The sequence below is a fragment of the Streptomyces sp. NPDC048751 genome (genome assembly GCF_043198595.1).
Lineage (GTDB): Bacteria > Actinomycetota > Actinomycetes > Streptomycetales > Streptomycetaceae > Streptomyces.
Window position 1 is genome coordinate 216,606 of the sequence record NZ_JBICUX010000003.1, and the last position, 17,253, is coordinate 233,858.

Here is a 17,253-nt window from a genome sequence, read left to right on the forward strand (position 1 = left end):
ACGGTACCCCCAACCGGGAGGACCTAGCCGAGCAGGACCACTTCGACCTCGGTGCCGGGCGCGAGGGACTCGACGTCCTCGGGGACGACGATCAGGGCGTCGGCGTGGGCGAGGGCGGCGACCAGGTGGGAGCCGGATCCACCGACGGGACGCACGGTGGCGTCGGCGTAGGTCCCGCGCAGGAACTGTCTGCGCCCCTTCGGGGAGGTCAGCGCCTTGTCCGCGGCGAGGGTCGCGCGGGTGGTGGGCCGGTGGACGTCCGTGAGCCCCATGAGGGTGCGGATCGCCGGCCGCACGAACAGCTCGAAGGAGACGTACGACGACACCGGGTTGCCGGGCAGGGCGAGCAGCGGGGTGTGGTCGGGTCCGATGGAGCCGAATCCCTGGGGCTTGCCCGGCTGCATGGCGAGCTTGCGGAAGTCGATGCCACTGCCGGCCTCGTCCTCGTCGCCGACGTGCGACAGCGCCTCCTTGACGACGTCGTACGCCCCGACGCTGACGCCGCCCGTGGTGACCACGAGGTCGGCGCGGACGAGCTGGTCCTCGATGGTGGAGCGGAGCGTCTCCGCGTCGTCGGCGACCGCGCCCACGCGGTAGGCGATCGCGCCGGCGTCCCGCGCGGCGGCGGTGAGGGCGAAGCTGTTGGAGTCGTAGATCTGGCCGCTGCCGAGGGCGTCGCCGGGCGGGACGAGTTCGCTGCCGGTGGACAGGACGACGACGCGCGGGCGGGGGCGTACGCGGACCGTGCCGCGTCCGATCGCGGCGAGCAGCGCGATCTGCGGCGGGCCGAGGACGGTGCCCGCTTCGAGGGCGCGGTCTCCGGCCTTCACGTCGCTGCCCTTGGCGCGCACATGCGCGCCGGCCTCGGCCGGGCGGTACACGCGCACCTGCCCGGCGGCGCCCTCGGGGGCGAGGCTGCGGGCGCGCATCCCGCTCACCGGGCCCTCGCCGAGACCGCCGTCGGTCCACTCCACGGGGACGACCGTCTCGGCGCCGTCCGGCAGCGGGGCGCCGGTCATGATGCGGGCGGCCTGGCCCGGGCCGACGTACAGCAGGCCGTCCTGTCCGGCCGCCACGTCCCCGACGACGTCCAGGACGGCCGGGTACTCCTCGCTCGCGCCTCCCACGTCCGCGACCCGCACCGCGTAACCGTCCATCGAGCTGTTGTCGAACGGGGGCAGCGACACGGGCACCGTGACGTCCTCGACGAGGACGCAGTCCTGGGCGTCGAGCAGCTGCAGTTCGATGGGCTCGAGGGGGCGGACGGTGGCGAGGATGTCCTCGAGGTGCTCGTCCACCGACCAGAGGTGGTCCTGACCCGTGGTGCGGGGCGCGGCGCTGCTCAACGTTGCTGCATCTCCTCGGTGACGTAACTGCGAAGCCAGGTCCGGAACTCCGGGCCCAGGTCTTCACGTTCGCACGCGAGTCTGACAATGGCACGCAGGTAGTCGCCACGGTCTCCGGTGTCATAGCGGCGGCCCTTGAAGACGACGCCGTGCACGGGGCCGCCGACCTTCTCGTCGTCCGCGAGCTGCTGGAGGGCGTCGGTGAGCTGGATCTCGCCGCCGCGGCCGGGTTCGGTGGTGCGCAGGATGCCGAAGATGCCCGGGTCGAGGACGTACCGGCCGATGATCGCGTAGTTGGAGGGGGCGTCCGCCGGGTCCGGCTTCTCGACCAGGCCGCTCACCCTGACGACGTCGCCGTCCTCGGTCTCCTCCACGGCCGCGCAGCCGTAGAGGTGGATCTGCTCGGGCTCGACCTCCATGAGGGCGACGACGCTGCCGCCGTGCCGCTCCTGGACCTCGATCATCCGCTGGAGCAGCGGGTCGCGCGGGTCGATCAGGTCGTCGCCGAGCAGGACGGCGAACGGCTCGTGACCGACGTGCGGGGCCGCGCACAGGACGGCGTGGCCGAGGCCGCGCGGGTCGCCCTGGCGGACGTAGTGCATGGTGGCGAGGTCGCTGGACTCCTGGACCTTGGCGAGCCGTCTGGCGTCGCCCTTCTTCTGCAGCGCCGACTCGAGCTCGTAGTTGCGGTCGAAATGGTCCTCCAGCGGGCGCTTGTTGCGACCCGTGATCATGAGGACGTCGTCGAGGCCGGCGGAGACGGCCTCCTCGACCACGTACTGGATCGCCGGCTTGTCGACGACCGGCAGCATCTCCTTGGGAGTGGCCTTGGTCGCCGGCAGGAACCGGGTGCCGAGGCCGGCTGCGGGAATGACAGCCTTGCTGATCCTGGGGTGCGACTGAGTCATGCCCGCAACCTTATCCGGTGCCTTTGCAGCGAATCTGTGGCTCCGGTTAATTGGCCCTCATATGAGCGTATTGGGACGGTAAGGAGCAACAGGTGAGCCATTTCCGACGTCCGGCCGAGCCTGACAAGCAAATGTTTCGGCGAGAGCTCCTCCAGGTGAGGCGCAGGTTGACACCGGATGTCGTACGGACGTCGGCCGCCCGGCTGGCCGAGCACGCGCTGGAGCTGCCCGAGGTGGCGCACGCAGGCACGGTGGCGGCGTACGTCTCCGTGGGGAGCGAACCCGGAACGCTCGCCCTCCTGGACACGCTGCGCGCGCGGGGCGTGCGCGTCCTGCTGCCCGTGCTCCTGCCGGACAACGACCTGGATTGGGGTGTGTACGGCGGTGAGGGCTCCCTCGCGCGGGTCCAACACAGTGGAAAGATGGCGCTCTTGGAGCCGGCCGGTGAGCGCCTGGGTCCGGACGCCGTGACCGGCGCCGACGTCGTGCTGCTGCCGGGGCTCGCCGTCGACGCGCGCGGCATGCGTCTGGGGCGCGGCGGAGGGTCGTACGACCGGGTGCTCGCGCGACTGGAACGGGCCGAGGCGCGACCGGCGTTGGTGGTGCTGCTGTACGACTCGGAGGTCGTCGCGCGGGTTCCCGAGGAGCCGCACGACCGGCCGGTGCGGGCGGTGGTGACGCCCTCGGGGGTGCGCCGTTTCGGGAATGCCTGACGGGGACGCCCCTCATGCGAAAAGGGCCCTCCACGCGTGTGTGGAGGGCCCTTTTCGCTGCATCAGCCGATGGTGCGGCTCACGGCTTCAGGACGAGCGCGTCGCTGGTGTTCTTGTCGACCGCCTTGTCCGAGAAGGACCAGTCCAGCAGCTCACCGTCGGCCCACTTGTCCGTCTGATCGGTGTAGTGGGCGCTGTAGGCGTGGCCGGAGGCCCCGCTGAGGTTGATCCACTTCGACTTGTCCAGGTCGTCGAGGTTGACCACCATCCGCATCGACGGCACCCACACGACGCCGTAGCCACCGGCCGCGTTCCAGCCGGTCGCGTTGACCGTCGCCTCACCGCCGCTGAGCTTCCACGGGCCGCGGTTGAGCATGTACTGGAGGAAGCCGGGGCCCTCGGTGCCCAGGGTCTGGTTCTTCAGGAACAGGCGGTGCAGCCGGCCCCAGCTCCAGGTGTCGATGTCCTTGCCGAGCTTGGCGGTCAGCTCCCAGCGGGCGTCGATCATGGCGCGCCTGAACAGCCCGTCCCGGTCGGTGGCCTCCGGGCGGGTGCCCACGTCCGGCGTCTTCCACCAGTCGCTCTTCTGGTCGTCCATGAGGTTGCGCACGACCTCGAACCAGCGGTCGCCGCCGTCCGGCTGCGCCTGGTCGGCGTCGCGCTCACCGCACTCGCGCACCTGGCCCTTGGTCCCGTCGACCGGGCCGGTGGTGTCGACCTTCTCGACCCACAGGCACTGGCCCTTGACCCGGAGCTCCTTGGGCAGCTTGTTGCCGAAGGCGAGCTTGAGGATGTTGCGCCAGACCGCGTTGAAGTAGGCGGCCGCCGCCGAGTCGGCGTCCTGGGTGTAGTCCCAGCCCTCCAGAAGCTTCTGCGCCTCACGGACGCCCTTGGAGTCGACGTCGATCTTCAGCAGCTTGGGCACGAGCATCTTGGCGATCTCGCTGCTGTTGTCGAGCTGCATCTGGCGCATGTCGTCGGTGGAGATCTTGCCGCCGCCCTTGATCTTCGACTCGATCAGGTCGGTGATGCGCTGGCTGCGGGTGCCGTAGCCCCAGTCCGTGGTGAGCGTGTAGGGGTACTTGTCCTTGTCGATCACGGCCTGGTTGGCGGTGACGATGTAACCCTGCTTCGGGTTGTACTCGTAGGGCAGCTCGTCCTGGTCGATGTAGCCGGTCCAGCGGTACTTCGAGTCCCAGCCCGGCGCCGGGATGGAGCCGGTGTCGCCCTTCGCGCGCGTGGGGATCCTTCCGGGCAGGGTGTAGCCGATGTTGTCCTTGGTGTCGGCGTAGACCAGGTTCTGCGAGGGCACGTCGAACAGAGCGGCGGCGTCGCGGAAGCCGCTGAAGTCGGCCGCCTTGTCCATCGCGAAGACGGCGTCCATGGAGGTGCCCGGCTCCAGTGCCGTCCAGCGCAGCGCGACGGCGTAGCCGTCGCCGCGGTCGGGTGCGGCGGTGTCGACGCCGGCCTTCCTGCCGACCTTCACGAGTTCGTCGTCGCGGTCGGACAGCAGGGGCATGCCGTCGGCGGCCTGCCGGACGACGATCTTCTTGGACGAGCCGCCGGCGACCTTGATGGTCTCCTCGCGGGTCGTGAAGGGCTTGATCTTGCCGTCGTAGAGGTAGCCGTCCCCGGAGAGCTTCTCCAGGTAGAGGTCGGTGACGTCGACGCCGGAGTTGGTCATGCCCCAGGCGATGTTCTGGTTGTGTCCGATGACCACACCGGGCATCCCGGCGAACGTGTAGCCACTGACGTCGTACTGGCACTTGCTGGAGACGGTCCGGCAGTGCAGGCCCATCTGGTACCAGACCGAGGGCAGCGAGGCCGACAGGTGCGGGTCGTTCGCCAGCAGCGGCTTGCCGGTGATGGTGTACTTACCGGCGACGACCCAGGAGTTGGAGCCGATGCCGTTGCCGTTCACGCCGACGGCGTCGGGGACGTTCTCCAGGACGTTGTAGAGGCCCGAGAGCTGGCTCTGCAGCGCCGAGGAGGTGCCGGCCGTGCCCGCCGTGCCGGCCGTGCCCGCCGTGCCGGCCGTGCCCGCCGTGCCCGTGGCGCCGCTCGCTCCCGTCGTGCCGGAGCTTCCGCTCGTGCCGGACGTCCCGCCGGTGCCGGAGGTCCCGGAGGTCCCGGAGGTCCCGCTGGAGTCGTCGCCCTTGAAGGTCTTGGTGAGCTCGTCGTACTGGCCCTGCTGGACGATCGCCTGGTTGCGGCTGTACGGGTACTCCGGGTACAGGTCGGCGATCTGCTTGGGGCCGAGGCGGCTGGTCATCAGGGCGCGGTCGATCTCGTCCTGCATGTTGCCGCGCAGGTCCCAGGCCATGGCCTTCAGCCACGCGACCGAGTCGACCGGGGTCCACTCGGCGGGCTTGTAGTTGTTGCTGAAGCCCAGGGCGGCGTACTCCAGGGAGATCTCCTTGCCGTCCTTGCCCTTGAGGTAGGCGTTGACTCCCTTGGCGTACGCCTGGAGGTTCTTCTTCGTGGAGGCCGACAGCTTCTTGTCGTACTCCTCCTTGGCGACGCGGTCCCAGCCCAGGGTGCGCAGGAACTCGTCGTTCTTGACCTGGCCCTTGCCGAACATCTCCGACAGGCGCCCGGAGGTCATGTGCCGACGCACGTCCATCTCGTAGAACCGGTCCTGCGCCTGGACGAAGCCCTGCGCCATGAACAGGTCCTCGTCGGAGGAGGCGTAGATCTGCGGGATGCCGTAGCCGTCGCGCTTCACGTCGACGGGCCCGGAGAGGCCGTCGAGCGTGATCGAACCCTTGGTCTGGGGGAAGGAGGCACGGACGGTGCTGATCGACCAGTAGGCCCCGTAGGCGATGCCCCCGATGATGGCCAGTACCAGGACGAGAACGACGAGACGGGCTTTGCGCCCCTTTTTCCTGCCGGACTTGCCGGGTTTGTGACCCGTTGAGGCGGTGGTGTTGGGGGGCATCGCTGTCCTTGCTGTCCTAACGCGAGCGGCAGGCGGTCCTGGAGTGCTGGAGCAACCATAGGCGCAGGGCCCCGTGCCACTTGACGCGGAGTCGGGAACCTACGCGGACGGACGTTCGATCTTGCACGGTGAAGCGTCAAGAAATCGTCAAGAGTTAGGTAAGGTAACGAAGTAGTTGGGTGCCGGGGGACCCGACTTCGTGTCCTATGTACGTGAGCGCTCACGCGCGTGTGCCATGCGTGAGCCAGGGAAGGGAACGGCCGCTGACTGTCCACCACCTCAACCAGCTCCTGCTCGTCTGCTCGCTGGTCCTGCTCGTCGCCGTGGCAGCGGTCCGGATCTCCTCGCGCAGCGGGCTCCCCAGCCTGCTCGTCTACCTGGGCATCGGCATCCTCATGGGCCAGGACGGCATCGGCGACATCCACTTCGACAATGCCGAGCTGACCCAGGTCATCGGATACGCGGCCCTGGTCGTGATCCTGGCCGAGGGCGGTCTGGGCACGAAGTGGAAGGAGATCAAACCGGTCCTGCCCGTCGCCTCCACCCTCGCGCTGGTCGGTGTCGGGATCAGCGTCGGGGTCACCGCCGCGGGCGCGCACTATCTGGTCGGTCTCGAGTGGCGGCAGGCGTTCATCATCGGGGCGGTGGTCTCCTCCACGGACGCGGCGGCCGTGTTCTCCGTGCTGCGGAAGATCCCCCTCCCCGCGCGCGTGAACGGCACGCTGGAGGCCGAGTCCGGCTTCAACGACGCCCCCGTGGTCATCCTCGTGGTCGCCTTCTCCACGGCCGGTCCGGTCGACCACTGGTACATGCTGCTGGGCGAGATAGCACTGGAGCTGGCCATCGGCGCGGCCATCGGTCTCGCGGTGGGCTGGCTGGGCGCCTGGGGCCTCAGGCACGTCGCCCTGCCCGCCTCCGGCCTCTACCCCATCGCCGTCATGGCGATCGCGGTGACCGCGTACGCGGCGGGCGCGATCGCCCACGGCAGCGGCTTCCTGGGTGTGTACCTCGCCTCGATGGTCATGGGCAACGCGAAGCTGCCCCACTGGCCCGCCACGCGCGGGTTCGCCGACGGGCTCGGCTGGATCGCCCAGATCGGCATGTTCGTGATGCTCGGCCTGCTGGTCACCCCGCACGAACTGGGCGACGACATCTGGCCCGCGCTCGTCATCGGCCTGGTGCTCACCATGGTGGCCCGCCCGCTGAGCGTCGTGGCCTGCCTGGTGCCGTTCCGGGTGCCGTGGCAGGAGCAGGCCTTGATGTCGTGGGCAGGCCTGCGCGGCGCCGTGCCCATCATCCTGGCGACGATCCCCATGGTGGAGGGGGTCGACGCCAGCCGCCGGATCTTCAACATCGTCTTCGTCCTGGTGGTCGTCTACACCCTGGTCCAGGGGCCGACCCTGCCGTGGCTCGCCCGCAAGCTGCGCCTGGGCGAGGAGCCGGAGGCCGCGGACCTCGGCATCGAGTCGGCGCCCCTGGAGCGGCTGCGCGGACATCTGCTGTCCATGGCGATCCCCGAGGGCTCGAAGATGCACGGCGTCGAGGTCAACGAGCTGCGGCTGCCCGCCGGGGCCGCGGTCACCCTCGTCGTCCGTGACGAAAAATCGTTTGTTCCGCTGCCCACGACCGTATTGCGGCGCGGCGACGAACTGCTCGTGGTCGCCACGGATCCCGTCCGGGACGCGGCCGAGCGGCGGCTGCGCGCGGTGGGCCGCGGCGGCAAGCTGGCGGGATGGCTGGGCATGAACGGAGCCGAGACGCGTTAAGAGCGCGTTTCATACAGTTCACACCCGTGGTAATCGCAGGTGGACGGCGCCATGGTGCTCGTTTTCACAGGTGTACGGGGCCGCGACCCTAGTACGATGAAGGCGCACCTTGATCGAACCAACTCTGCCTGACGCAGAGCTGGCGCGACCGTATGGCGGCCGGCCCACCCCGAAGCGGGGGCGTCGGCATCTACCGCAGTTCCGCGCAAGAGGACAGCTCTCGGCGGCCCCGGTACGGGCTTGCTACCAGGTGGCAGAAAGGCACGGGCCGTGGCATCCACGGTCACCACCGAGCCGTCGGCGAACTCGTCGGCCTCCTCCCGCCCGGGATACGGGCAACTGCTGCGCACCCGCGGCGCCTGGACGTTCCTGCTGCCGGGCTTCGCGGCACGCCAGCCGTTCGCGATGCTCACCATCTCGATCGTGCTGCTCGTCCAGCACACCACCGGCTCCTACGGGGCCGCGGGCGCCGCCGCGGCCGTCACCGGCGTCTCCATGGCCCTGTTCGCGCCCTACAGCGGCCGTCTCGCCGACCGCTACGGCCAGCGCGCGGTGCTGGTCCCGGGCGTCCTCGTGCACGCGGTGGCGGGCCTCACCCTGACGGCACTGGCCCTGGCACACGCCCCGCTGTGGGCGCTGTTCGCGGCGGCCGTCCCCACGGGTGCCTCGGTGCCGCAGGTCGGGCCCATGGTGCGCGCCCGCTGGGGTGTGACGCTGAAGGACTCGCCCCTGATGACCACGGCGGCCGCCTTCGAGTCCGTCACCGACGAGCTGACCTTCGTCGTCGGCCCGCTCCTCGCCACCGCCCTGTGCACCACCGTCACCCCGGCCGCGGGTCTGGTCACGGAGGCCACGCTGACCCTGGTCGGCGGTCTGCTGTTCGCCGCGCAGAGGAGCACCCAGCCCGCCGTCGCCGGCGACGGGCACGCGCGCGTGGAGCACGTTCCCGCCCTGCGCGTGCCGGGCGTGCGCGTGCTCGCCGTGACGTTCCTGGGCATCGGTTCCGTCTTCGGCGGCATGCAGGTCTCGCTGGCCGCGTTCACCGAGTCGATCGGCGAACCCGGCCTCAACGGCGTCCTCTACGGGATCTTCGCCGCGGGCAACATGCTCTCCGGCCTCGTCTGCGGCGCCGTCGCCTGGAAAACGGCCCCCCGCCACCGGCTCATCGTCGGGTACGCCGCCCTCGCGGTGACCGCGTCCGGCCTGTGGGCCGCGCACTCGGTGCTCGTCCTGGCCGGACTCGGCCTCCTGGTCGGCATGTGCATCGCGCCCGCCCTGATCACGGGCTACACCCTGGTCGAGAACCTGGTCCCGGCCGGGGCCCGCACCGAGGCGTTCACCTGGCTGACCGGCGCGGTGGCGCTGGGCCAGGCGGCCGCGGTCACGGTCGCCGGGCAACTGGAGGACCGCTTCCGGGACGGCGCCGGGTTCCTGGTCCCGATGGGCGGCACCCTGCTGGCCCTGGCGACCCTGCTGGCACTGCGATCGCGGCTGGTCACCCCACCCCGGGGCCGCACGGTCGCACGTGGCGTCGGTCACCGCGTGCCGATGACAGTGGACTGATCCTCAGGAATACGTCACTATGGATCGTCGTTAGCACTCATTGAGTGAGAGTGCCAGGAGGAAGACAGTGCCGACCTACCAGTACCAGTGCACCGAGTGCGGCGAGGGCCTCGAGGCGGTGCAGAAGTTCACCGATGACGCCCTCACCGAGTGCCCCAACTGCGGTGGCCGCCTGAAGAAGGTGTTCTCCGCCGTCGGCATTGTCTTCAAGGGTTCCGGTTTCTACCGCAACGACAGCCGCGGCTCCTCGTCGAGCAGCGCGCCGGCTACCGCGAAGTCGTCGACGTCCTCGTCCGAGTCGAAGTCCTCGGAGTCGAAGTCGTCCGACTCCAAGGCGTCGGACTCGAAGTCGTCGGGAGCCGGCACCTCCTCGAGCAGCTCCGCCGCATAAGACCCGCTCAGGGACCCTGCCGTCGTACGACGGCAGGGTTCTCGGCGTTCCGCCAAGTCCCTTCCCCGTCGCTCCGGAAGTCCCTTCCGAAGTCGCTCTCCAGTTCGGTCTCCGCCAGCTAATGTGCTGGTCATGGCGAACGCAGAGATCGGCGTAATCGGTGGCTCCGGCTTCTACTCGTTCCTCGAGGACGTGACGGAGATCCAAGTGGACACCCCCTACGGGTCTCCCAGTGACTCTCTTTTCCTCGGCGAGCTCGCCGGCCGCAGGGTCGCCTTCCTGCCCCGGCACGGGCGCGGTCACCATCTGCCCCCGCACCGGATCAACTACCGGGCCAACCTGTGGGCGCTGCGCTCGGTCGGTGTGCGCCAGGTCCTCGCCCCGTGCGCCGTGGGCGGTCTGCGCCCCGAGTACGGACCGGGCACGCTCCTCGTCCCGGACCAGTTGGTCGACCGCACCAAGTCCCGGGTCGGGACGTACTTCGACGGACTGCCGCTGCCCGGCGGCAGCGTGCCGAACGTGGTCCACGTGTCCCTCGCCGACCCCTACTGCCCCACCGGCCGGGCGGCCGCGATGAAGGCGGCACGCGGCCGGGACTGGGAGCCGGTGGACGGCGGCACGCTGGTCGTCGTCGAGGGTCCGCGGTTCTCGACCCGCGCCGAATCGGTGTGGCACCAGGCCCAGGGCTGGTCCGTGGTGGGTATGACCGGTCACCCCGAGGCCGCCCTCGCCCGAGAGCTCGAACTCTGCTTCACCTCCCTGACCCTCGTCACCGACCTCGACGCCGGCGCCGAGACCGGTGAGGGCGTCTCGCACGACGAGGTGCTGCAGGTGTTCGCCGCGAACGTCGACCGGCTGCGCGGTGTGCTCTTCGACGCGGTGGCGGCCCTGCCGACGACCGAGGAGCGGGACTGCCTGTGCGTGAACGCGCTGGGTGGGATGGATCCGGGATTCGAGCTGCCGTAAGGAGAGTTGCGGATGAGGGTGCTGGGGTGCCGGAACGCCTCGTTCAGGTGAGGGAGTTGTCCACAACCCGTCGGTAGTCCACCCGTCTCGGCGGGCGGCGGCGCGAAGCCTCATCGTGGGCTTCGCAAGCCGTTGCCACGTCTCAGGCGGTGACTCCCATGTCCTCCCTCACTCCCCCTCCCCATCCGTTCTTCCCGTCCTCCTCCGTGCGCCCGCCCGGCGCCGACGCCCCCACCACCTGCGAGGTGCCGCAGTTCGCCCCGGTGCGGGTGCGCGGCGGGCTGCATCGGCTTCGGCGGCTCGTACGGCACCGGAGGCCGGCCGTGGCGGCCGGCCTCGCCATCACCGCGGCCGCGCTGGTGGCGGCGGGGCCTGCGGCACAGCGAGACGGCGACGGGGCGCGCGGGCATCCCTCGTCACGCCTTCCCACTCACACCGCCTCGCTCGCGGATGACCGGGCGCCCGCGCGCCGGGCCGTGGAGATGGTGACGGCCCCCGTGCGCATCGCCGACGGGGCCACGGTCCGGCTGCTGCGGTCCGGGGACCGGGTCGACGTCATCGCCGCCGAACCGACGGGCACGGGCGGCGACGCCCGGGTGGTCGCCCACGGGGCCCTGGTGACGAAGGTGCCGGAGGTGCCGGAGGTCGTGGACGGCGCCGCCGACAGCGGAGCGCTCGTCGTGCTCTCGGTGCCGCGCACCACGGCGGCGCGTCTGGTCGGTGCCGGTGCGACGGCCCGGTTGGCGGTGACGCTGTGCTGAGCCATGCCCTGCGCCTGCTGCGCGGTCTGCGCCGCCTCTTCCTGCCGGATCCCACGTCGCGACCGGACTGGACACGGCATCGGCACCCTGACGTAGGTTGCGGAACTGTTTGTTCCCCAACCAGCGCATGCGAGGAGAGTCCCCGAGGTGGCCGAGAAGAACAAGGAACCGAGCATCCTGCAGGGCTTCAAAGCCTTCCTGATGCGCGGGAATGTCGTCGACCTGGCAGTGGCGGTGGTCATCGGCGCCGCCTTCAGCAACATCGTCAACTCGGTCGTGAAAGGGGTGATCAACCCGCTGGTCGGGGCGATCGGCACCAAGAACCTCGACGGCTACAGCTCGTGCCTGGAAGCGCCGTGCAAGGTGGCGCCGGACGGCACGGTCACGAAAGGCGTGCCGATCCTGTGGGGCACCGTCCTCGGCGCGACGCTGACGTTCGTGATCACCGCGGCGGTCGTCTACTTCCTGATGGTCCTGCCGATGTCCAGGTACCTGGCCCGGCACGAGGCCCGCAAGAAGGCGCGGGAGGGCACGCAGGAGGTCATCGAGGTGACCGAGCTGGAGGTCCTGAAGGAGATCCGCGACGCGCTGGTCGCACAGCGCGGGTCAGGTCACGACCGGGTGTAGCGGGAATCCCTCAGAGGTGGTGGGGCGGCTTCTCGTCGAGGAAGCGTTTCAGGTCGGCGGCGCTGTCGCCGTCGGCCCTCGGCCGCTCACCCCAACCCCGGTCCGTGTCGTCGGAGGACTGCGCGTCCAGCGGGTCGTCGAAGATCAGCGCGGCCTTCGGGTCGCGCGGCTCGGGGGCGGGGGCGGTACTCATGCCTCAAGAGTACGGTCCCGGAATCGTCGTGAATCCGTTCACGAGCGTTTCGCGCCGATGTCTGCTGTGCTGGACCCATGACGTCCAGCTCAACTCCCCCGTCCGGCGCGCCCGTACGCCACGCCCCTCTGCGCAGACTGACCGCGCGCGGCCGCGGGGAGGCGCACCGGGTGGCCTCGCCGCTGGAGCTCTTCTTCGACCTGTGCTTCGTCGTGGCCATCGCGCAGGCGGGCGTCGAGCTGGTGCACTCCGTCGCGGAGGGGCACGCGGGCCAGGGCGTCCTCGACTACGCGATGGTCTTCTTCGCCATCTGGTGGGCGTGGATGAACTTCACCTGGTTCGCCTCCGCCTACGACAACGACGACGTCCTCTACCGGGTCGTCACCCTGTTCCAGATCGCCGGCGTGCTGGTGCTCGCGGCCGGGGTGTCGCGGGCCTTCGAGGAGCACGACTTCGTGCTCGTGTGGCTCGGCTACCTGATCATGCGGCTGGCGATGTCCGCGCAGTGGCTGCGGGCCGCGCGATCGGCCGAGGGCGCCGAGCGGGCGACGGCGGTGCGGTACGCGGTCGGCGTGCTGGTGTGCCAGGTCGGCTGGCTGGGTCTCGTGGTCCTGCCGGAACCCGCCCGGCCCTGGGTGTTCCTGGCCATGGTGGTCGTGGAGCTGTGCGTGCCGGTGTATGCGGAGAGGGACTTCTCGACGTCCTGGCATGCGCACCACATCGCGGAGCGGTACGGGCTGTTCACGATCATCGTGCTCGGCGAGACGATCGCCGCGGCCACGGTCGCCGTGAAGTCTGCGGCGGACGAGCACAACGCGCTGGACGAGCTGCTGCCGATCGCCGCGGGCGGTCTGCTGATCGTGTTCTCCGCCTGGTGGATCTACTTCGTGGTGCCGATCCACGACCATCTGCGCTCCAGCAAGCAGGCGTTCGTGTGGGGGTACGGCCACTACCTGATCTTCGCCTCGGCGGCGGCGATCGGTGCCGGTCTGGAGGTGGCGGTCGAGCAGGCGGTCGGCCAGGCGCACATCTCCACACGGGCCGCCTCGGCCGCGGTGACCCTGCCGACGGCGCTCTATCTGCTGGCCGTGTGGGCGTTGCACGCGCGCCACTTCAAGGTGGGCGTCCGGCAGCAACTGGTGCTGCCGGTGACGGCACTGCTGGTGATCTGCTGCACCTTCCTGGGGCACTGGGCGGTGCTCGCGGCCGGCCTGGTGTCGGCGCTGGCGGTGGCGGTGGGCGTGGCGCTGACGGCGCGAACGGACGCGGCCGTGCGCGAGCCGAGGGCGACCGCTCCGGCGGCGTGAGGGCGTCCGGGGGTGCCGCATCACAGGTGCCTCAGGTGCCTCAGGTGCCTCAGATGCCTCAGGTGCCTCATCGGGTGCAGCTTCGCGGGAAACTGACCCCCATGACAGTTGACGCTCTGACGGACGTCGCCGGGGTGCGCGTGGGGCATGCCTCGCGCACCGGCGACGGTTGGCTCACCGGCACCACGGTCGTGCTCGCCCCGGAGGGCGGGGCGGTGGCCGCCGTGGACGTGCGCGGCGGCGGTCCCGGCACCAAGGAGACCGACGCCCTGGATCCGCGCAACGTGGTGGAGAAGGTCGAGGCGATCGTCCTGACCGGCGGCAGCGCGTACGGGCTGGACGCGGCGTCCGGGGTGATGGCCTGGCTGGAGGAGCAGGGGCGCGGGGTGCGCGTCGGGGTGGACCCGGCGCACGTCGTGCCGGTGGTGCCCGCCGCCTGCGTCTTCGACCTGGGCCGGGGCGGCGACTTCCGGGCCAGGCCGGACGCGGCCCTAGGCCGGATCGCGGTCGAGGCGGCCGCGGCCAGCCCGGCGGGCGCACCCGTGCGGGAGGGATGCGTGGGCGCCGGGACGGGAGCCGCGGTCGGGACACTGAAGGGCGGCGTCGGCACCGCGAGCACCGTCCTGGACTCGGGGATCACGGTGGCGGCGCTGGTCGTGGCCAACGCGGCGGGATCGGCGATGGATCCGGACACGGGGGTGTTGTACGGGGAGTTGTTCCAGGGGCGGCCGGTGCGACACCCGGAGGCGCACGTCCATGAGTCCGCACGCCGACGCCTCGCCGAGGCCGGGGCGAGGAACCCCCCTCCCCCGCTCAACACCACACTCGCCGTGGTCGCCACCGACGCGGACCTGTCCAAGGCGCAGGCGCAGAAGCTGGCAGGCACGGCGCACGACGGCATCGCGCGGGCTGTGCGGCCGGTCCATCTGCTCAACGACGGGGACACGGTGTTCACGCTGGCCACGGGGGCGCGCCCGCTCGACGCCGGGCACCCGCTCGCGCTGAACGAGGTGCTCGCGGCGGGGGCGGACGTGGTGACACGGGCGCTCGTGCGTGCCGTTCGGGCGGCGGAGTCGGTGGTCGGGCCGGGCGGGGAGTGGCCGTCGTACGCGGAGTTGTACGGGCGGCCGTAGGTGCTGCTCGCGCTTCGCCCGCGGCGGGCGATTGTCCCGGTTCTGTCACTTGACGGCGTTCGGGGCGGCCGGAGGGAACCTCAACGGCCGCCGGTCCCCTCTTCGTTCACGTACTGGAGCGGACCACGCACATCACACGAACCTGGAGCAGCTCGTGACGACGCCGGACATAGCACCGCGGCGAGCGCTGGGGGCCTGTGCCGCCCTTCTGGTCGGCGCGCTCACCCTCACCGCCTGTGGCGGCAGCGCCAACGCCAAGAACGACGACGAGAACGGCAAGGGCGGCAAGGGTTCCAGCCAGACCTCCGCCGCGGACATCGTCATCTCGGCCAAGGACGGTTCGACCGGCGCGTCGATCAACACGACCGGCGTGAAGGTCGGTGACGGTCGGCTGACCGAGGTGAAGATGACCGTGGCGGGGACGGGGCAGGCCGTACCGGGGGACATCTCCGCGAACGGCCGCTCCTGGAAGCCGAAGGAGCAGTTGGAGCGCGGGACGAAGTACGAGATCTCGGCGACCGCGAAGGACGCGGACGGCCGGGCCACGGCCGCCCGTTCGACCTTCACGACGGTGAGCAAGGCGAACAGCTTCATCGGGTCGTACACGCCGGACAACGGCACCACGGTCGGCGTCGGGATGCCGGTGTCGTTCACCTTCGACAAGGCGATCAGCGACAAGAGGGCCGTCCAGTCGCACATCACGGTCACCTCCAGCAGCGGGCAGGAGGTGGTGGGGCACTGGTTCGGTGCGCAGCGGCTCGACTTCCGGCCGCAGGAGTACTGGAAGGCCGGCTCCAAGGTCACGATGAAGATCGACCTGGACGGTGTGAAGGGCGCGAACGGCATCCAGGGGGTGCAGAAGAAGACCGTCACCTTCACCATCGGGCGGTCGCAGGTCTCCACGGTCGACGTCAACACGCAGACCATGACGGTCGTGCGGGACGGCAAGACGCTGCGGACGGTGCCGATCTCGGCGGGGAGCCCGGAGTTCACCACGTACAACGGGCAGATGGTGATCTCCGAGAAGTACCAGCAGATCCGCATGGACAGCAGGACGGTCGACCTCGCCAACGCCTACGACATACCGGACGTCCCGCACGCGATGCGCCTGACGACGTCGGGGACCTTCATCCACGGCAACTACTGGTACAACCAGGGCAACCCGCCCTTCGGCCGCCAGGGCACCAGCCATGGCTGCGTCGGCCTCCAGGACGTGCGGGGCGCGCAGGGGGACACGCCCGCCAAGTGGTTCTACGACAGCTCGATGATCGGTGACGTGGTGATCGTCAAGAACTCCCCGGACAAGTCGGTCGCGCCCGACAATGGTCTCAACGGCTGGAACCTGCCGTGGAGCCAGTGGGTGGCCACCAGCGCCGGGTGACGGGATCAAGTCACGAAGGACCGGATCAAGTCACGTTCGACCGGCCGAACTTGACGGGGTGACCGGCCGTGCGGGAACTTTTCGCACGGCCCCGGCGTTTTCTACAGCGTACGTTTTCTCGGTTCCGGGACACGATGTCCGACCGAGGGGCTACGGTATGCACCCACAAGGTGACATGCAGCAACGCCGGGAGAAGCCTTGAGCGTTCCGTACGAGACGGCACCGTACGAACCACCCGAGTCGCCCGAGTCTCCGGAGGAGCACCTCGCGCGGCTCCTCGGCCGCGCCCTGAACAGCTTCGAACTGCCCGACGAGACGCTCCACCAGTTGGACTGCGCGCTGGCGCACGACAGTTCCCTGCACTCCGCGCACCACAGCGCGGGGCTGCACCGGGAGACGTACCGGCACACCTGGCTGCTCGCCGACGGCTCGGCCGTCACCCTGTGGGAGCTGGTCCACAACACCGCGCGCGGCAGCGAGCCGCAGCACGAGGTGTACGTCGACGAGGAGGAGCTGCGCGCCGCCACCGGCCGGCTGCCGCTGCCGCCGGACGCCCCGGACTTCGAACTGCCGGTGACGGTCCAGCTGTCGCCGGCCCTGCAGCCCCGCCACGCGTACGTGACCGAGGACTCCCCGGACCACGCGCGCCGGCTGCTGCGCCGGGCGGAGAACACGGACCGGCCGGACGGGGCCACCGCAGCCCTGCTGACCACGGCGTTCGCCCACCAGATCACCCAGGCCTTCGGGCGCCCCTGCCGGGCGGGCCGTATCGGGCTGGGCTTCTCGCTCTACGAGCACGCGTTCCTGCTCGGCGACGGCCGGGAGATCTCCCTCTGGGAGGTCGAGCACACGGCGACGCCCGACGGCCGGCACATGTGCGAGGTGTACGACACCGAGGACGCGGCGCGGGAGGCGATGGAGCGGCGGGCCGCCCAGGTCTCCTGAACGGCCGGCGGGGGACGCGCTAGCGGCGGTCGTCCAACTGCCGTACGAGGAGCGCGAAGGCGTCCCGTTCCGCCGGGGTCAGCTCGACGGCCTCGCGGTGGGGGCCGCTCTGCCGCTGCTCCGGTACGCCGTACAGGGCGGCGGAGCCGGTGTGCCAGACGGTGGCCTCGGCGCGGGCCCGGCGCAGCATGCGGAGCAGGCCGACCAGCCAGGCGACGGACACCAGGGCGAGGAAGGCGACGCCCGCCAGCTGGAGGATCGAGACGTGCTGAGGCATACGTCCCAGTACACACCACGGCCCGGGACTTTGGTCCC

General features: G+C 70.4%; 16 protein-coding genes. 11 read left to right on the forward strand and 5 right to left on the reverse strand.

What is annotated here, in order from left to right:
* Nucleotides 1-23: 23 nt before the first annotated feature.
* Together glp and galU are read right to left on the reverse strand one after the other, a co-directional pair.
* A complete protein-coding gene (glp, locus tag ACGFNV_RS12595) occupies nt 24-1,346 on the reverse strand; it encodes a gephyrin-like molybdotransferase Glp (protein ID WP_393621802.1) in 1,323 nt (440 codons plus the stop codon).
* Nucleotides 1,343-2,254 (reverse strand): UTP--glucose-1-phosphate uridylyltransferase GalU, encoded by a 912-nt coding sequence (gene galU, locus ACGFNV_RS12600; protein WP_133928774.1) that lies wholly within the window; start codon nt 2,252-2,254, stop codon nt 1,343-1,345. The genes glp and galU overlap by 4 nt, the downstream gene beginning before the upstream one ends.
* A gap of 131 nt (nt 2,255-2,385) precedes the next feature.
* Here galU and ACGFNV_RS12605 point away from each other — a divergent pair, with 131 nt between their 5' ends.
* On the forward strand, nt 2,386-2,967 hold the full coding sequence (locus ACGFNV_RS12605) for a 5-formyltetrahydrofolate cyclo-ligase (protein ID WP_393622495.1): 582 nt from the start codon (nt 2,386-2,388) through the stop codon (nt 2,965-2,967).
* Between the two features lie 79 nt (nt 2,968-3,046).
* Here ACGFNV_RS12605 and ACGFNV_RS12610 read toward each other — a convergent pair whose 3' ends face one another.
* Entirely contained in the window at nt 3,047-5,905 is a 2,859-nt protein-coding gene (locus ACGFNV_RS12610; protein WP_393621804.1) for a penicillin acylase family protein, read from the reverse strand.
* Between the two features lie 206 nt (nt 5,906-6,111).
* Here ACGFNV_RS12610 and ACGFNV_RS12615 point away from each other — a divergent pair, with 206 nt between their 5' ends.
* The 6 genes from ACGFNV_RS12615 to ACGFNV_RS12640 all read left to right on the forward strand — a co-directional run bounded on the left by ACGFNV_RS12615 (nt 6,112) and on the right by ACGFNV_RS12640 (nt 11,979).
* Entirely contained in the window at nt 6,112-7,671 is a 1,560-nt protein-coding gene (locus ACGFNV_RS12615) for a potassium/proton antiporter (RefSeq protein WP_393621806.1), read from the forward strand.
* A gap of 270 nt (nt 7,672-7,941) precedes the next feature.
* Nucleotides 7,942-9,234 (forward strand): MFS transporter, encoded by a 1,293-nt coding sequence (locus ACGFNV_RS12620; protein WP_393621807.1) that lies wholly within the window; start codon nt 7,942-7,944, stop codon nt 9,232-9,234.
* Nucleotides 9,235-9,301: 67 nt separating this feature from the next.
* On the forward strand, nt 9,302-9,625 hold the full coding sequence (locus tag ACGFNV_RS12625; protein ID WP_393621808.1) for an FmdB family zinc ribbon protein: 324 nt from the start codon (nt 9,302-9,304) through the stop codon (nt 9,623-9,625).
* A gap of 132 nt (nt 9,626-9,757) precedes the next feature.
* Nucleotides 9,758-10,591: an S-methyl-5'-thioadenosine phosphorylase gene (locus tag ACGFNV_RS12630; protein WP_393621809.1), complete on the forward strand. Its 834-nt coding sequence runs from the start codon at nt 9,758-9,760 to the stop codon at nt 10,589-10,591.
* Nucleotides 10,592-10,749: 158 nt separating this feature from the next.
* A complete protein-coding gene (locus tag ACGFNV_RS12635) occupies nt 10,750-11,352 on the forward strand; it encodes a hypothetical protein (protein WP_393621811.1) in 603 nt (200 codons plus the stop codon).
* Nucleotides 11,353-11,499: 147 nt separating this feature from the next.
* Entirely contained in the window at nt 11,500-11,979 is a 480-nt protein-coding gene (locus ACGFNV_RS12640) for an MscL family protein (RefSeq protein WP_393621812.1), read from the forward strand.
* A 10-nt stretch (nt 11,980-11,989) separates the two neighbouring features.
* On the opposite strand, the gene ACGFNV_RS12645 is transcribed toward ACGFNV_RS12640, so the two are convergent.
* Nucleotides 11,990-12,172 (reverse strand): hypothetical protein, encoded by a 183-nt coding sequence (locus ACGFNV_RS12645; protein ID WP_133928781.1) that lies wholly within the window; start codon nt 12,170-12,172, stop codon nt 11,990-11,992.
* A gap of 77 nt (nt 12,173-12,249) precedes the next feature.
* Between ACGFNV_RS12645 and ACGFNV_RS12650 the strand changes: the two genes are divergently transcribed.
* The 4 genes from ACGFNV_RS12650 (at nt 12,250) to ACGFNV_RS12665 (ending at nt 16,938) form a co-directional block, all read left to right on the forward strand.
* Nucleotides 12,250-13,479: a low temperature requirement protein A gene (locus tag ACGFNV_RS12650; protein WP_393621813.1), complete on the forward strand. Its 1,230-nt coding sequence runs from the start codon at nt 12,250-12,252 to the stop codon at nt 13,477-13,479.
* Between the two features lie 101 nt (nt 13,480-13,580).
* Nucleotides 13,581-14,612: a P1 family peptidase gene (locus ACGFNV_RS12655; protein WP_393621815.1), complete on the forward strand. Its 1,032-nt coding sequence runs from the start codon at nt 13,581-13,583 to the stop codon at nt 14,610-14,612.
* Between the two features lie 154 nt (nt 14,613-14,766).
* Complete coding sequence (locus tag ACGFNV_RS12660; protein ID WP_393621817.1) at nt 14,767-15,993, forward strand: Ig-like domain-containing protein; 1,227 nt, start codon at nt 14,767-14,769, stop codon at nt 15,991-15,993.
* 198 nt (nt 15,994-16,191) lie between these two features.
* A complete protein-coding gene (locus tag ACGFNV_RS12665; protein WP_393621819.1) occupies nt 16,192-16,938 on the forward strand; it encodes a DUF6227 family protein in 747 nt (248 codons plus the stop codon).
* 19 nt (nt 16,939-16,957) lie between these two features.
* Here ACGFNV_RS12665 and ACGFNV_RS12670 read toward each other — a convergent pair whose 3' ends face one another.
* Nucleotides 16,958-17,215 carry a hypothetical protein gene (locus ACGFNV_RS12670; RefSeq protein ID WP_393621821.1) on the reverse strand — a complete coding sequence of 86 codons (258 nt, stop codon included), beginning with the start codon at nt 17,213-17,215 and terminating at the stop codon, nt 16,958-16,960.
* Nucleotides 17,216-17,253 lie beyond the last annotated feature (38 nt).

What these genes read in the sequence shown, in the direction of transcription:
- galU (WP_133928774.1), bottom strand. Translation starts at nt 2,254, where the DNA reads ATGACTCAGTCGCACCCCAGGATCAGCAAGGCTGTCATTCCCGCAGCC.
- ACGFNV_RS12605 (WP_393622495.1), top strand. Translation starts at nt 2,386, where the DNA reads ATGTTTCGGCGAGAGCTCCTCCAGGTGAGGCGCAGGTTGACACCGGAT.
- ACGFNV_RS12610 (WP_393621804.1), bottom strand. Translation starts at nt 5,905, where the DNA reads ATGCCCCCCAACACCACCGCCTCAACGGGTCACAAACCCGGCAAGTCC.
- ACGFNV_RS12615 (WP_393621806.1), top strand. Translation starts at nt 6,112, where the DNA reads ATGTACGTGAGCGCTCACGCGCGTGTGCCATGCGTGAGCCAGGGAAGG.
- ACGFNV_RS12630 (WP_393621809.1), top strand. Translation starts at nt 9,758, where the DNA reads ATGGCGAACGCAGAGATCGGCGTAATCGGTGGCTCCGGCTTCTACTCG.
- ACGFNV_RS12635 (WP_393621811.1), top strand. Translation starts at nt 10,750, where the DNA reads ATGTCCTCCCTCACTCCCCCTCCCCATCCGTTCTTCCCGTCCTCCTCC.
- ACGFNV_RS12645 (WP_133928781.1), bottom strand. Translation starts at nt 12,172, where the DNA reads ATGAGTACCGCCCCCGCCCCCGAGCCGCGCGACCCGAAGGCCGCGCTG.
- ACGFNV_RS12650 (WP_393621813.1), top strand. Translation starts at nt 12,250, where the DNA reads ATGACGTCCAGCTCAACTCCCCCGTCCGGCGCGCCCGTACGCCACGCC.
- ACGFNV_RS12655 (WP_393621815.1), top strand. Translation starts at nt 13,581, where the DNA reads ATGACAGTTGACGCTCTGACGGACGTCGCCGGGGTGCGCGTGGGGCAT.
- ACGFNV_RS12670 (WP_393621821.1), bottom strand. Translation starts at nt 17,215, where the DNA reads ATGCCTCAGCACGTCTCGATCCTCCAGCTGGCGGGCGTCGCCTTCCTC.